This is a genomic window from Spongiibacter sp. C9W, assembly GCF_057370015.1.
Genome location: NZ_CM170672.1, coordinates 3,356,432 through 3,371,809 on the forward strand (window position 1 = coordinate 3,356,432; position 15,378 = coordinate 3,371,809).

The window sequence follows — 15,378 nt, forward strand, 5'->3', positions numbered from 1 at the left end:
CCATGGAAAAACGCGAGGAATTGTATTCGGGTAAAGCAAAGTCGGTATATAAAACCGACGATCCGGATCGCTTCATTCTCACATTCAGAAATGACACCTCGGCGTTCGATGGCGTGAAGGTTGAGCAGCTTGACCGCAAGGGCATGGTCAATAACAAGTTCAATGCGTTCATCATGGAAAAGCTGCAGCAGGCGGGCGTGCCGACGCATTTTGAAGGCCTTCTCAATGACAATGAGGCGTTAGTAAAGCGCCTTGATATGTTCCCCATTGAGTGCGTGGTGCGCAATATCGCTGCGGGTTCAATCGTCAAACGTCTGGGCGTTAAGGAAGGCTTGGAACTGACGCCACCGACCTTTGAAACGTTTTTGAAAGACGACGCCCTGCACGACCCGATGATCAATGAGTCACATATCCGCAGTTTTGGCTGGGCGACCGACGAGCAGATGGCGCGGATGCGTGAGTTGACCTATCAGGTAAACGATATTCTCAAGGCATTGTTCCTGGATGCCGGTATGCTACTGGTCGATTACAAGCTTGAGTTCGGCGTGTTTAGCGACGGTGAGATTTACCTGGGTGATGAGTTTTCACCCGATGGCTGCCGTATCTGGGACAAAGACACTCGCGAAAAGCTCGACAAGGACCGCTTCCGTCAAGACCTTGGTAATGTCGTAGAGTCTTACGAGCTGGTAGGCCGCCGTTTGGGCATGAATTTCGACGATTAATTACCCCCCCCACCTTTCTGGCCTGCCTCGGGCAGGCCAAGCCCCCGATTTTGGCATTCAGCACAGGCGCGCTAGACTGTTAGCGATAACGTCGTTCCCCTATACCGGCGGTTGAGTTTCACTCTGAAGCGATGCAACCAGTAAATTGAGGAGTGTTGCCTGTGTTGGTCACAGTTGCCCGCTATTCCTTTCCCTGGGAAGCCCAGATAAATCGCGCTCGGCTGGAAGCTGAGGGCATTCCCGCTTTTGTCGCCGATGAACAGACCATCAATATGCAGTGGCTCTACTCCGATGCCTTGGGGGGCGTGCGCTTGCAGGTGCCGTCCGCCTGCGAAGAACGTGCCCGAGAGTTACTAAGCGAAGATCGAAGTGCAGATCTGGAAACGTCACAGGGCAGTGATGTGCCGCTGTGCCCAGTGTGTTGTGCTGAAATGCAATCTGAGCGGCGAGGTCGTCGCTGGGCCTTTCTCGTGTTCCTGGGCATTGATTTCCCCCTGTTCCCCACGCGAAAAATATTGCGCTGTGGCCGCTGTGGTTATGAACAACCGAGCTGAGTAATGCGGTAGAATTTGAGACAGAGCTTTTGCGTTAGATCAACGCCGCTCTGACTGGTTAACGATAGTCTTGTGCACGCTTTGCTAAGGGTAGATATGGAGCATCGACACCACTACGAGCAGCATCGAATGGGCCGTATCGCATGGCTGCGCGCGGCGGTGCTCGGTGCAAACGACGGCATAGTCTCCACCGCCAGTTTACTGTTGGGTGTCGCCGCCGCTGGAGCGAGCAGTCATACCCTGTTGCTTACCGGCTTGGCTGGCGTGGTTTCCGGCGCGATGTCGATGGCCGCTGGCGAGTATGTGTCGGTGAGTTCTCAGGCCGATATAGAACGCGCCGACATCGAGATTGAGCGGCGCGAGTTGGCGGAAAATCCAGTGCAGGAGCATGAAGAGTTGGCGCAGATATATATCCAGCGCGGCCTTAATGATGCACTGGCAGAGCAAGTTGCCTCGCAGATGATGGATCACGATGCCCTGGCTGCGCACAGTCGCGACGAGCTCGGCTTGTCACCTTACCATCGGGCGAAACCACTGCTCGCGGCGGTATCGTCTGCAGCCAGTTTTGCCTTGGGGGGCGCGTTGCCGCTGGGTTTGGCGATTGCGCTGTCTCCGCCCCTGTTGCTCACCGTGATGCCTGTGGCAATTTTATTATTCCTGGCCCTGCTCGGTGGCAGTGCGGCCTATGTGGGCGGCGCGCCAATTCGTGCTGCGGCCTTGCGCGTTACCTTCTGGGGGGCGCTGGCCATGCTGCTAACCGCTGCGGTTGGCAGCGCCGTTGGCACGGTGCTTTAGCGGCCTTTTTGCCGTGCTGTTTATTCTCTCCTGCGCTTCTGTAGCGCGCTGATTAAGATATTAACTCATGCCTAAATTATTCTTTGCTGTTGTGATAAGTGCGCTGCTGATTGGCTGTGCGAAACCTGCCGATAATCGCGAAATGCCGCCGCGGGGATTGAAGGTATATCAGGTTATGGATTCAGCGAAGATGGTTCAGCGGCGCTTTCCCAGTGTTCTTGCGGCCCACGATGAAACGCAGTTGTCGTTTGATATCGGCGGTCAGCTGGGGCAGGTCGAGCTTCAGGAAGGGCAGCGAGTCGCGCGTGGAGAGTTGCTATTGCAGCTTGATACAGCGCGTATTGCATTGCACCGTCAGGATGCAAAAGCCGCGCTCGCCCAGGCGCAGGCAGGCTATCAGAATGCCCGCAGTAATTTCACTCGCCACGAGGCCATGTGGCAACAACGCGTGATACCGCGTGCGCGTTACGACGATGCAGAGGCGGCGCTGGCGACCGCCGCGGCGCAGCTTGAGCGCGCCGAACAGGGCCTGGCCTTGGCTGAGGAAAACTTGCGCAAGTCGGCACTGCGCGCCCCGTTTGACGGCATTGTTGCCAACGTGCGTGCCAAGGCGTTTGCAACGGTAGCGGCAGGACAGACACTGCTGACCTTGTACTCCGAAAATGGCTTTGAGGTGGCCTTCAGTGTGCCATCGTCAGTGATTAACAGTATGTCGGTGGGGCAGGCGGTTGCCGTGCAAATGGCAGAGCTTGGCGACGTACAGTTCGAGGGGCAAATTAGTGAAGTGGGCAGCCGTGCCGCGAGTGTCTCGGCCTTTCCGGTCGTTGCTGTGCTGGACGCTGTCCCGCAAACACTCCGAGTAGGTATGTCGGCTGAGGTGATTGCCGATATCGCCTTGCCCGCCGATTACCGCGGTTTCCTGCTGCCATTGAATTGTTTGGTATTTGACAATGCCAGTCGACTGACCGCAAAGCACTTCGAAGCGCTGGTGTATGTTTACGACGCCGCCAGCCAGTCCGTTGTCGCTCGCCCGGTAACGGTATCCGAGGTACGCGGTAACGAAGTGATAGTCAGCAAAGGTTTGTCGGCGGGTGATCGAGTGGCCGCGGCGGGCGTGTCGTATCTGCGCGATGGTATGAAAGTGAAACTGCTGGAGCCGCAGTTATGATGTCGCTGATTCGCCTGGGGCTTGAGCGAAATCGCCTAACCGTATTTGTAATGCTCGCACTGCTATTAAGCGGTGGTTTGACCTACACTGATCTGGCCAAACGGGAAGAACCAGAAATTACCATTCGCACCGCCATGGTCACCGTTTTGTTTCCCGGTATGCCGCCAGCAAGAATGGAAACGCTTATTGCTGAGCCAGTCGAACGCAAAATCCGTCTTATCCCCGAGGTGGAAGAAATAGAGACGCTGCTGGTTACCGGTCAGGTGAGTTTTCGCGTGACGCTCTACGACCGCTACGATGACCTCGAAGATATTTGGCAGGCGCTGCGCGATAAAATGAGCGAAGTCACCCGCGAGCTGCCGCCGGATACCCTTGGCCCGTTCGTGAACACCGACTACGGCGATGTCAGCATTGCGACGATCGCGATGACTGCCGAGGGCTTTGACTACGCTGAAATGCTCGATACGGCAGAGGATTTGCAGCGCCGTTTGTACACCATTGCCGGCATTTCCAAAGTGAACTTTTACGGGCAGCAGGCAGAAAAGATATGGCTGGAGTTCGATGCCAACCGTCTCGCTGCCGTCGGCATGCAGTTGGCTGTGGTTATAGATGAGTTGCGAGAGCAAAACATCATCCTGCCCTCAGGGCAGCTCAATGCCGGCGGTAAACGCCTTTTGCTGGAAACCAGCGGCGATTTTCGCAGTGAGCAGGATATTGCCGCGTTACTGAGCAAAACGCGCATTGGTGACAACTTCGTGCGTTTGGCCGACATTGTTCACGTGAGGCGAGGCTTTGCCGACCCATTGATGCGACCGGTATACGCCAATGGCGAGCCGGCGATCGCTATCTCTGTCGAAATGCAAAGCGGCGAAGATATCCTCAAGGTGGGTAAGCGTATTCGCGACGAGGTTGCCGCCTTTGAGCAACAGCAGCCGATAGGCTACGCCTTTGACTTTGTCAGCTTTCAGCCCGATGAGGTGCGCCGTTCCGTGCGCGGTGCCTTGCTCAATGTCGCCGAGACCTTTGTGGTGGTCTTGCTGGTGGTGATGGTCTTTCTCGGGCTAAGAACCGGGGTGGTTATTGCCGCGATTGTCCCCTTTGCGGTGTTGTTTGCGCTGATGGGGATGCGCGTACTGGGGATTGCGCTAGAGCAGGTGTCGATAGCGGCGGTAATTATCTCGCTGGGCTTACTTGTCGACAATGGCGTGGTCGTCGTCGAGGACGTGTTGCGCCGGGTCGAGCAAGGGCAGGCGCGGACGCTGGCGGCGCGCGCCGCAGCCAAGCAGTTTGCCATTCCACTGGCGATCGCCTCGGGTACAACCGCGGCGGCGTTTCTGCCGTTCTTTTTGCTGGAGGGGCCGGAGGGCGAGTACGCCTATTCACTGGCCAGCGTGGTTGCCCTGAGTTTGCTTGGCTCGTGGCTGAGCGCGATGTATTTTCTACCGTTGATTGCGGCGCGCTTCGTGCAGCCTAAAACCTCGCGCGTGGATAAACCCGCGGCGGGGGCGAATTACTATCGGCGCCTTTTAGCATTCTGCCTGCCGCGTGCGCCCTGGGTATTGGCGTCTACTGCACTTCTTGTCGTTGCTGGAGCCGTACTGTTCTCTCGTTTGCCCAGCCAGTTGTTTCCGCCCTCTGATCGCGGTGAGGTGCTGGTATATATGGAGCTGCCAATGGGTAGCAATATCAACGAGACACTGCGGCTGTCCAAGGCGTTTGGCGACTGGCTCGCTGACGACGAGGCCAACCCCGAGTTGCGCAACTATACCGCTTACATCGCCGACGGCGGCCCGCGTTTTTATCTTACGCTCAACCCCGCCGAGCGCTCCCCAACCAGCGCCTTCTTTTTGCTGAATACCGATGATATGCAGAGTTCGCTGACGGTGCAGGAGCGTGTTCGCCGCCATGCTCATCAGTACTTTCCGGAAGCGCGTTTTACGGTAAAACGCCTGGCGATGGGGGCCAAGGAATCGGGGGTTTTGCAGCTTGAGTTGACCGGCCCAGACGCCGACCGGCTTTTGGAATTGGCGCGTGATGTTGAAGCGGTGTTTTACCCGGTGCCCGCAATGGTGGACAACCGAAACGACTGGGGCGAAAAAATCGTCAAGGTGATGATCGATGTCGACCAAAATAAAGCGCGGCGCTTAGGCGTTAGCTCGGCGTCGTTGAGCCGGGTACTCAGCGCCTACTTTGATGGCAGTGCGATCTCTGTGTTTCACGACCACGACCGTTCTCTGCCCATCGTCCTGCGTGCCAGCGAGAAGGACCGCGATAGCATCGACGATCTGCGCGATATCTCTGTACTCTCTGACAGCGGAGCCGTGGTGCCGTTGGGGCAGCTCGCGGTTATCCGGCCCGAACTCGAGTTTTCACAGCTGCGCCGAAAAGATCAACAGCGCATGATTACGATCACAGCGAAGAGCGAGGCCTTCACCGCCGAAGCGCTGCTGGAGCGTGTGCAAAATGACTTGGACAGCATCGTCCTGCCCGAGGGCTACAGCCTGTCAATCGCCGGGGAAATTGCCGATAGCCATGAAATCTATGGAAAGTTGGCTGCCGGTTTGCCCGCGGCTTTTGCCTTAATGGTGCTGTTGGTGGTATTTCAGTTTAACTCTTTCCGCCGTGCGGCAATCGTATTTACCACGGTGCCACTGGTGATTATCGGTGCCCCTCTGGGCCTTATGGCCAGCGGGCAGCCGCTGTCTTTTATGGGCACACTAGGCTTAATAAGTTTGGCCGGTATCATCATTAATAATGCGATCGTGCTGATCGATCAGATTGATATCGAGCGGGCGAACAGCGACCTGAAAATGGCGATTATCGAGGCGGCGCAGCAGCGTTTTCGGCCGATTTTGTTAACCTCGGTCACCACTGTTGTGGGCTTGTTGCCATTGTTCTTTTTTGGCGGGCCGCTGTGGACGCCGCTGGCGGCAGTGATTATCGGTGGGCTGTCCTTGTCGTCGGTGCTCAGTTTGGTATTTGTGCCTGCGTCATATTACTTGCTTGAGCCGCCAGTCAGCGCGCCCTCTGGTAACAACGGAGCGTTGTCATGAGTCTGTTCCCTGCGGCACTAACACCCAGCAGCCCGCATCGCCTGGCTTCGCGGCTCGACTACTTGCTGCGGGGGCGACTGTGGGCGCAGATTCTGCTGGCAATGGTGCTCGGCGTGGCGCTCGGCTTGTGTCTGTCACCCAGCGGTGGCGCGCTGGTAGCCAGCGATACGGCCAGCTTACTCGCCGCATGGCTGGCCCTGCCGGGGCGGCTTTTCCTCGCCATGATTCAAATGGTGGTGGTGCCACTGGTGCTGTCCTCCATTATTTTGGGGATTACCAGTAGTGGCGACCCCAAATTTCTGAAGCAGATAGGCCTGCGCATTGCGCCGTATTTTATTCTTACGACCAGCGTGGCGGTTTTCATTGGCTGTCTTGTGGCGCTGTGGTTACAGCCTGGTCAGTACATCGATGTCGGCGCAGAGCTGGCCACGGCTGTGGCGCCTGAATCTGCCGTTGCCGTGGCCTCGTTGCCAGACCGACTGATTGAAATTATCCCCGCTAACCCGACCAGTGCGCTGTTGTCGCGATCAATGTTCCAGATTGTTGTACTGGCTATTTTTATCGCTGTGGCGATGGTGTCGATCAGCGAGCGGCGTGCAAAACCCCTACTGGACTTATGTGTGTCGGTGCAGGATGTGTCGATGAAAATCGTCAGTTGGGCGATGGCGTTGGCGCCGATTGCGGTATTCGGCTTGCTGGCGCAAATCAGTGTGCAGGTGGGTTTCGATGCCATTATTGGCGTGGCGACCTACGTGGCAACGGTGCTGTTGGGCTTGGTGATATTGCTGGGCTTCTATCTGCTGATTGTCACCGTGCTGGCGCGCCGCTCACCCCTGGCGTTCCTGCGGTCAATTTCCAATGTTCAGCTGTTGGCGTTTTCCACCTCCAGTTCGGCAGCGGTAATGCCCCTGTCGATGAAAACAGCGGAAGAATCACTGGGGGTAAAGCCGGCGGTGTCACAGTTTGTGGTACCCCTGGGCGCTACGGTGAACATGGACGGCACGGCGCTTTACCAAGTCATAGCGGCGGTTTTCCTTACACAGGTATATGGCATTGAACTGAGCATTGCCCAGTTGCTGTTGTTGTCGGTGACCACCGTGGGTGCGTCTATCGGTTCGCCGAGTACGCCGGGCGTCGGTATTGTGATATTGGCGACAATCGTTCAGGGAATGGGGGTACCGGCCGAGGGGCTGGCACTGATCTTAGGCGTGGATCGCATTTTAGATATGAGTCGCACGGCAGTGAATGTAAGTGGTGACCTGACGGCCTGTGTGGTGATGGAAAGGTTTCTCGATGACAAGGTCAGCGACTGAATTGCCTAGGGCCTGTTCACACTAATCCGATTATTACTGTTGTGGCTAAAAAAGCACCAATCTAGGCGCGAAGAGCGTAGTTTGGTTATTCCAAATAAGCGATGAGCAACGACGAGTGGTGCTTTTTTAGCCGCAACCAATAGGGCTGGGGCCATTTTTGCCCCCAGCGTTGTTGCCAGCCACTTGTTTAGAGTGACTAAACGGCGCGTCTGGCGCCTAGCTGGAGGCAAAAATGACCTCCAGCAGTGACAATTGGATTAGTGTGAACAGGCCCTAGCACACGCCCGGGCTTATTCACTGCGCGCCGAGCGGCGACTTTTCCCCGGTGACTCGCCTGTCCAGCGGCGATAGGCGCGCTGGAATGCGCTTTGTTCTGAGAACCCCAGCAGTGCTGCGACATCCGCCAGGCTCAGTTCCGGGTCAGCCATATACTGCTCGGCCAGGGTTTGACGCAGTTCGTCGATCAATTGCCGAAAGCTCAACTCTTGCTCAGCCAGCAGGCGCCGCAGCTTGCGTGGGCTGACCTCCAGTTTCTGTGCGATGTGGCTTAGGTCCGGGGTGCCGTTATGCAGTTGCTCGGCAATGCTGCGTTTGCAATCTTTCAGCCATTGCGGCGGCTGCGCCCGGCTTAGCTGCTTCAGTTGCTGTTCACAAATGTTGTCGAGCATGGCCAGCGCCTGAACATTGGCCATTTGTATCGGCAAATCCAGTGCCGCCTCCGGGAAGGCGAGGCTGTCGACGTCGGCATCGAAATATACCGGGCAGCCGAAGAAGCGTTGCAATTCTTCGCTGTCTTCGGGGGCTGGATGCCGAAACCGGATCCACGTGGCGCGAATATCGCTGCCGGTAAACTGAGGAGCAAGGGTTTTGACAACGGCGAAGTTGAGCTCGGCATGGTGGTGGCTAAGGGCGATTTCCGGCGGCAACAGACAATGCCAGCGCAGCACAACATCGCCGTTTTCGTGCACCACCTCGTCCCGGAAAGCGTCGTAATCTAAACCCGAGTAACGCACTAAGCGCTGTACTTGCTGTTCTACATTGGCGCAGGCGAACTGCGCCAGCGCACCCACCCCCACATGTCCTGGCCGCACGAACTGGCCCATATGCAAGCCCAGGTGCGGGTCGCGCAACTGCGCTGCGGCACTGTCGAGCATGCTTGCATAACAGAGGTAGGGGATGCGTTTTTCGGGTTGTTCCAGCAGTTCAACAGGCAGGCCGTGGCTTTCCAGTAGCTGTGAGGCAGGCAGACCGTTAGCGTCGCAGTAATCGGTGAGCAATCGCAGGAAGTGCACCGCAACGGTGTACTGCATTGCATCGTTGTCTGGGCTGGCCTTGTGCATGGTTTGGCGTGTGTGGACTGTGAATCGTTGCCTTAAGGTACTACAGTCCGGCGCGCTGATCATCTGCCAACCGTGGACAGTTGGGTCAATTTCCAGGCATTAAGGTCAAGATGCCCTTGTCAGAGCGAGCTATGCTATGCACTAACTACCCCTTGTGCAGCCAGCAACGGAGAGGCAATGATAATAATGAATACAGTGTGGACGTTCGGGCAATTTCAGGAAGGCAGGCTATGAAGCGCCGCCGGGTATTAGCGGCCGCTGGCGCCACAATGGCGGCAGGGCTGGGCGGCTTGTGGTTGCGCCCCGGTGACAACGGCGAGCCTTATAACGCCTATTTTCGCCGCCTTAACGACGAGTTACAGCGCAATGGTCCTATGCGCCCGGTGATGGTGATAGACCTGGATCGCGTTGACTATAATTTGGCCTTGGTCACCGACAGTCTGGCCAAAACCGGTAAGCACTATCGCATTGTAGAAAAGTCACTGCCCAGCATGAAACTCCTTGACTATGTGTCAGCTAAGTCTGGGAGTAAGCGATTCATGAGTTTCCACCAACCCTTTTTGAATCACGATGCACGAAATATCCCCGACGCTGATCTACTGCTGGGTAAGCCATTGCCGGTTAAGTCGGCCGAGGAATTTTACGCGCGCCATCGCGGTAGTTTTGACCCCTCTCGCCAGCTGCAGTGGTTAATAGATACCCCTCAGCGTTTGCAACAATACCTGGAGCTGGCAAACCGTTTGGGCACCTCCATGTTGGTAAACGTTGAGATCGACGTTGGCCTTCACCGCGGTGGTGTTGATAGTGATGAGGCGCTGATCGCTATTCTCGACCTGATCCACGCTCACCCCGAGCAACTGACCTTTAGCGGCTTTATGGGTTACGACGCCCATGTTGGCGCGGGGGTGCCGGGTATTTTGGGGAGCCCCGAGGAGCTGCTCGATAAAGCCATGGCAAGCTATCAACACTATGTTGACCTCGCCCGGCAACGCTACCCGGCGATGTGGCAGGGCAGTCTTACCTTAAATACCGGCGGCAGTCCGAGTTATCGCCTGCACGAGCGGGAATCATTGAGTACCGAAGTGAGTGTGGGAACGGCGCTGCTCAAGCCCAGCCACTATGATCTTGCCACCCTGGAAGGGCATCGCCCCGCGGCGTTTATTGCCACGCCGGTGCTCAAGGCAGAAGGGCCAATTCGCCTGCCTGCACTGGACGATAAGTCGGCTATTTTCTCGTGGTGGGATGTCAATCAGCGCCAGACGTATTTCGTTTACGGCGGCTATTGGCGCGCAGACTACGAAGCGCCGCAGGGGCTGCAATTCAACGCTAACTTTGGCCACAGCGCCAACCAGGAAATCGTCAATGGCTCCCCGGCAACCAATTTGCAGGTGGATGACCACGTGTTCTTAAGGCCGATGATTAGCGAGAGTGTACTACTTGAATTTGGCGATCTACTGGTACTGCGCGGTGGCAAAATCATCGACCAGTGGCCGGTAATGTCGCAAAACGTTTGACGCGCTGGCGAGCACCCCGGCGGATTAAGAGGAAAAAACAATGAAAAAACGTATCGCATTGCTGCTGCTTGCCGGTTTTTCCGGCCTGGTTGCCTGCAGTTCAGAAACGGGTGAAAGTGCCGCCGAGGCAGCCGCACCGATTGCAGCGCTACAAATTAACGACCCGGTGTTGCGCCGTACCTACGAAAGCTCCTGCATGAATTGCCACGGTGTTGCCGGTACCGGCGCGCCGATCAGTGGTGATGTCCAGGCCTGGGCGCCGCGAATGGCCAAGGGGATGGACACCCTGTTGGATCACAGCATAGATGGCTTTAATTCCATGCCGCCGATGGGCATGTGTCCCCAGTGCTCAGAGGATGACTTTGTCGCACTGATCGAACTGATGGCTGGTGTACAGGGAGAATAGTTGTGGCTGTTACTCGCAGAACCGTTCTTAAGCAACTCTCAACGGCCGCCGCCCTGGGTGCGGTGACAAGTTGGAGCCCCGTATCGGCGGCCGCGCGGCGTCGAAGACTGATTCCGTGGTCGAACTGGTCCGGTGGCCAGCGCTGTATTCCCGCGCAACGGGTCGCGCCCACCAGCGAAGCGGCCATTGCCGACTTGCTGGAAAACAGCCGCGGCGTGGTGCGGCCGGTTGGGGCCTCACACTCCTTCTCTGCGTTGGTTCCGACCGATGGCACGCTGGTGTCACTGGCGCAACTGACGGGCATGATCGGCCATAACCCTGACACCCTGGAAGCGGAATTTTGGGCGGGAACGCCCATGTCGCAGATGGGGCAGCCCCTGCATGAGGCGGGACAGGCGCTGGTCAACATGGCGGATATTGACTACCAAACGCTGGCGGGAGCCATTGCAACGTCTACCCATGGAACCGGCATCGACTACGGTTCCTATTCGGCGTATGTCAGCGGTCTGCGCTTAATTACCGCCAGTGGTGACGTACTCGATTGCGATGCGGAAAATAATCCTGAGATTTTCTCCGCCGCTCGCGTTTCGTTGGGCGCCTTGGGGGTAATTACCCGCATTCGCATGAAAAACCGGCAACCGTTCCGCGTACATGAGCAAACCTGGGTGCAGGACACCAACGAACTGCTCGAAGATGTAGACCGCTTGCGCAAAGAGAATGATCGCTTTGAATTTATTCCCATACTGCATTCGGATGTTTCGCTGTGCGTGACACTGAACGAAACTAACGATCCGAACACGCTGCCCAAAGAGGGCGGTGGTGATGGCGACAAAGTGAGCTTGTTGCGCAATGTGCATAAATACGCAGGGGGCTTTCCGAATGCTCGGGCATCGCTGGTGAATACGCTGGCTAAGCAGATGGATTTTCCCGACGTGATCGACCAGTCATACAAGGTGTTTGCCAATGTGCGCGATCAGCGGTTTAACGAAATGGAGTATACCGTGCCCGCCGAGGCTGGCCCGGATTGCTTACGAGAGATCATGGCGCTGGTGCGCAAGAAGAACTTGAACAGCTTTTTGCCGCTGGAGTACCGCTATATCAAGGCCGATGATATACCGCTGTCAATGTTCAGCGGTCGCGACGGCTGTGCGATCTCTGTGCACCAGTCTTACGAGCTGGACTACCACAATTTCTTTGCCGCGGTTGAGCCCATATTCTGGAAGTATGAGGGCCGCCCGCACTGGGGGAAACTGCATAGTCTGAATGCGGCGCAGCTTTCCAAGCTATATCCCCAGTGGCAGGACTTTACGGCGCTGCGTGAAGAACTCGATCCCGATGGGCGCTTTTTGAATGGTCATCTGGCCTCTGTTTTTGGGACGCGCATGCGCGACTAATACGGCGTGCTAAACGGCTTAGCTAGCTGCTGCTAATAAGGAAATTATTGATGAAATCCGCATTTATTCGCCCTCTGCTGTGCATGGTTGGTATTGCCTCGGCTGGCGTCGTGCAGGCTCAGTCGCGGGTCTTGGAAGAAGTGATTATCACCGCGCAAAAAACCGAGCAGAGTCTGCAGGACGTGCCTATTTCGGTGACCGCTGTCGACGGCGAGTTTATGCAGGATGCCGCAATCGGCGATTTGCAGGAACTGTCGGTTTTTGTTCCCAATGTTCGCATGGACGATAACGACCCAGGTTCTCCGCAGATTTTTATTCGCGGTTTCGGTACCAATACCTTTAATCCGAGTTTTGAAAGCTCCGTGGGGCTGGTGCAAGACGAGCTGTTTATGGGGCGGGCCGGTTATTTTACCGAAGGTATGTTTGATGTCGGTCGCGTTGAAGTGTTACGCGGCCCACAGGGCACGCTGTTTGGTAAGAATACCGTGTCAGGTGTTTTCAACGTATTCAGCCGCCCCGTCACCGAGGCGTTCAGCGCCAACGCCGAGCTGCGCGCAGGCGAGTTTGGTGAACAGCGAGTAGAGGTGGGTGCCGGGGGCATGGTCAACGATTGGTTTGGCCTTCGTTTTGCCGCGATGGATACCCAGCGCGACGGCCAATTGCATAATCAGTTTAGCGGGCGCGACCAAGAGGCTTCTGAGCAGGATGCTCAGCGCTTAAAACTGCTATTTGTTCCCAGCGATGCCATGGAGATCGAGCTCATTGCGCTGGAGTCACAAACCGAAATGGCCTATTGGCCGAAGCAGCTAAAAGCACTGGATGCGGATACGCGCGACTATCTGGCCGATTTTGATGCCAATATTGAAGATGACCCGGAAGACTTCACCACTAGCATGAACCGAGACGGCGAGCTGGAGAAAGGGTCAACAACCTACAGCGCCAAGTTGTCATACAGCTTTGGCGAAGTTGGCGCACTGCGCGACTTGAATATGGTTGCCGTATTGGGGCGCAGCGATTTTTTTGTTGAGCAAGACCAGGATATGGATGTTTCACCGGCAGATCTGCTCACCTTGTTTAACCGTGAGGACTACCGTCAGGACACCCTGGAATGGCGCTTTACGGGTAACGCCGAAAGCTTGTTTGGCTTGGGGAATGACTTGCAGTTTGTCGCTGGATTGTTCTACTTCGAGTCGGACTACGAACTTAATGCCAAGCTCCAATTAGGGGATGACATCGGCAGCTGGCTGGGAACCGACGACGCCCAACAAATGGCAGGCAGTGATGCGATCTTGCTGCCCGCGCTACGACTACTGGCCCAAACAACCACCGACGACCATTTCCGTTTTCACTACTTGCAAAACACCGAGTCGCTGGCGCTGTTTGGTCAATTCAGTTTGAGCCTTGGCGATAACTGGGTGGTGACACCGGGGCTGCGCTTTAATCGCGAAGACAAGCGCATTGATAGTTTGGGAGAGTCGGCCTGTAGCAGTACCACCATGCTGCCCGCGTTGGCCTGTGTCACGCCGCTGTTACTGGATACCCAGGACTACAACAAGCGTGGGCTCGAGCGTAACGAACGCGACGTGTCGCCCAAACTCTCTGTTATGTACTACCTGAGCGAAGAAACCAATGTCTTTGCAACCGTGAGTCGCGGTTTTAAAAGCGGCGGTTTCAATGCTATTTCGTTCACCGGCGAAGACATTGAGTTCGACGACGAAAATGCAACCACGGCGGAGCTGGGAATCAAGGGGCGTTTCTTCGACCGCAGTCTCAGCGTGAATGCCACCTTGTACCGCACCGAGTTTGAGGACCTACAGGTCCTGGCATTTAATGGCGTGTTCTTCGACGTTAGTAATGCCGCTACGGCAACCTCGCAGGGCCTGGAGGTGGATTGGCAGTGGCTGACGCCTTGGGAGCCGCTGTCAATGTCGGGGTCGTTGGGTTTGCTTGATGCGCGCTACGACGAGTATCAAGGCGCGCCCGCGCCGGTCACGGATGGCATTGATCAGCGCCAGGACCTCAGTGGCGAGCGCATCGCCTTTGCCCCCGAAGTGAGCGCGACACTGAGCCCCAGCCTGCACTTTACGCTGGGCGATGCCTTCAGTGTGAATATCGCGGCGGATATCATCCATCAAGGTGAGCAATACACCGATGTCGACCTCGACGACAACACCCGTGTACCTGCTAACACCAAGCTTAATTTGCGCCTGTCGCTTGCCAGCGCAGATGAGTGGTGGAGTGCCACCGTGGGTGTGAAGAATGCGAGCGATGAGCGCACTCAGAATCAGGTGATAGACTCGGTGCTGTTCCCGGGAACCTACTATGCTCAGCAAAACCCTGGACGCCAGGTATACGGATCGCTGCGCTTTAACTGGTAGCTCCGGCGTCACTGCGACGATATGTCCCGCCCACTTGCTCGCCTAAACGGCGATAATGGTGGGGCATGTCACCTCGGAGCGCGTTTATGTCTGTTAAAACATCCCTCATCGCCATACTTGCTGGCTCTCTTGCCGTATCGGCCATCGCCGAGCCCCAGCAACCGTCCCAGCCCAGTGCTGCTGAAATGCAAGCGCAGGCCCTGCCTATCGTGAAGCGCTTTGGTGCCACCTTGAAGCCGCAGTTGCAGGCAGCAGTGAAGTCGGGAGGCTTTGCCCATGCCATCAACGTATGTGCGGATATTGCACCGGCCATTGCCGCGCAAATTAGCCAGGACACGGGTTGGACAGTTAAGCGAGTCAGCCTCAAAGCGCGCAACCCCAATGCGGTGCCCGACGCCTATGAGCGCGGCGTGCTCGAAGACTTTGAGCGGCGTAAGGCTGAGGGAGAGGCGGTCGCGGCGCTAAACGATGGCCAATGGCAGGATGGTCGCTATCGCTTTATGAAGGCGCAAGGCGTGGAAGGTTTATGCCTGAATTGCCACGGCAGCAATTTGGCGCCACCGGTAGTAAAAGCCTTGTCTGAACGCTATCCCCAAGACCGTGCGACGGGCTATGCGGTGGGAGACATCCGCGGTGCTATCAGCCTGATCGCCCCGGAATAGGCGGTGTTCGACTCGTCTTTTTGGAGGTCGTCCATTCGGATGGGCAGCTGAGCGCAGTTGATCTATATCAAATTCCAGT

12 protein-coding genes are annotated in these 15,378 nt (G+C 56.5%); 11 read left to right on the plus strand and 1 reads right to left on the minus strand.

The window, feature by feature from the left end:
* Window positions 1-2 precede the first annotated feature (2 nt).
* The 6 genes from purC (at window position 3) to AC2Q8J_RS15925 (ending at window position 7,605) form a co-directional block, all read left to right on the plus strand.
* Window positions 3-722, plus strand: coding sequence for a phosphoribosylaminoimidazolesuccinocarboxamide synthase (gene purC, locus AC2Q8J_RS15900; RefSeq protein ID WP_486451778.1), 720 nt, complete (start codon window positions 3-5; stop codon window positions 720-722).
* Between the two features lie 161 nt (window positions 723-883).
* Entirely contained in the window at window positions 884-1,276 is a 393-nt protein-coding gene (locus tag AC2Q8J_RS15905) for a putative signal transducing protein (RefSeq protein ID WP_286695906.1), read from the plus strand.
* Between the two features lie 96 nt (window positions 1,277-1,372).
* Window positions 1,373-2,071 (plus strand): VIT1/CCC1 transporter family protein, encoded by a 699-nt coding sequence (locus AC2Q8J_RS15910; RefSeq protein WP_486451779.1) that lies wholly within the window; start codon window positions 1,373-1,375, stop codon window positions 2,069-2,071.
* Window positions 2,072-2,138: 67 nt separating this feature from the next.
* Window positions 2,139-3,239 carry an efflux RND transporter periplasmic adaptor subunit gene (locus AC2Q8J_RS15915; RefSeq protein ID WP_486451780.1) on the plus strand — a complete coding sequence of 367 codons (1,101 nt, stop codon included), beginning with the start codon at window positions 2,139-2,141 and terminating at the stop codon, window positions 3,237-3,239.
* Complete coding sequence (locus tag AC2Q8J_RS15920; protein ID WP_486451781.1) at window positions 3,236-6,292, plus strand: efflux RND transporter permease subunit; 3,057 nt, start codon at window positions 3,236-3,238, stop codon at window positions 6,290-6,292. Before AC2Q8J_RS15915 ends, AC2Q8J_RS15920 begins: the two co-directional genes overlap by 4 nt.
* Window positions 6,289-7,605, plus strand: a complete 1,317-nt coding sequence (locus AC2Q8J_RS15925) for a dicarboxylate/amino acid:cation symporter (RefSeq protein ID WP_486451782.1) — start codon at window positions 6,289-6,291, stop codon at window positions 7,603-7,605. The genes AC2Q8J_RS15920 and AC2Q8J_RS15925 overlap by 4 nt, the downstream gene beginning before the upstream one ends.
* A gap of 290 nt (window positions 7,606-7,895) precedes the next feature.
* On the opposite strand, the gene AC2Q8J_RS15930 is transcribed toward AC2Q8J_RS15925, so the two are convergent.
* A complete protein-coding gene (locus AC2Q8J_RS15930) occupies window positions 7,896-8,945 on the minus strand; it encodes an AraC family transcriptional regulator (protein WP_486451783.1) in 1,050 nt (349 codons plus the stop codon).
* A 230-nt stretch (window positions 8,946-9,175) separates the two neighbouring features.
* On the opposite strand from AC2Q8J_RS15930, the gene AC2Q8J_RS15935 reads away from it, so the two are divergent.
* From AC2Q8J_RS15935 to AC2Q8J_RS15955, 5 genes are all read left to right on the plus strand, one after another.
* The gene (locus tag AC2Q8J_RS15935) at window positions 9,176-10,459 is read left to right on the plus strand and encodes a DSD1 family PLP-dependent enzyme (RefSeq protein ID WP_286840028.1); all 1,284 of its coding nucleotides are present in this window, start codon (window positions 9,176-9,178) and stop codon (window positions 10,457-10,459) included.
* A 40-nt stretch (window positions 10,460-10,499) separates the two neighbouring features.
* A complete protein-coding gene (locus AC2Q8J_RS15940; RefSeq protein ID WP_286840031.1) occupies window positions 10,500-10,865 on the plus strand; it encodes a c-type cytochrome in 366 nt (121 codons plus the stop codon).
* Between the two features lie 2 nt (window positions 10,866-10,867).
* Entirely contained in the window at window positions 10,868-12,259 is a 1,392-nt protein-coding gene (locus AC2Q8J_RS15945; RefSeq protein ID WP_204995969.1) for a D-arabinono-1,4-lactone oxidase, read from the plus strand.
* Window positions 12,260-12,309: 50 nt separating this feature from the next.
* Complete coding sequence (locus tag AC2Q8J_RS15950) at window positions 12,310-14,637, plus strand: TonB-dependent receptor (RefSeq protein ID WP_204995968.1); 2,328 nt, start codon at window positions 12,310-12,312, stop codon at window positions 14,635-14,637.
* Window positions 14,638-14,723: 86 nt separating this feature from the next.
* Entirely contained in the window at window positions 14,724-15,299 is a 576-nt protein-coding gene (locus AC2Q8J_RS15955; protein WP_204995967.1) for a Tll0287-like domain-containing protein, read from the plus strand.
* Window positions 15,300-15,378: the final 79 nt, after the last annotated feature.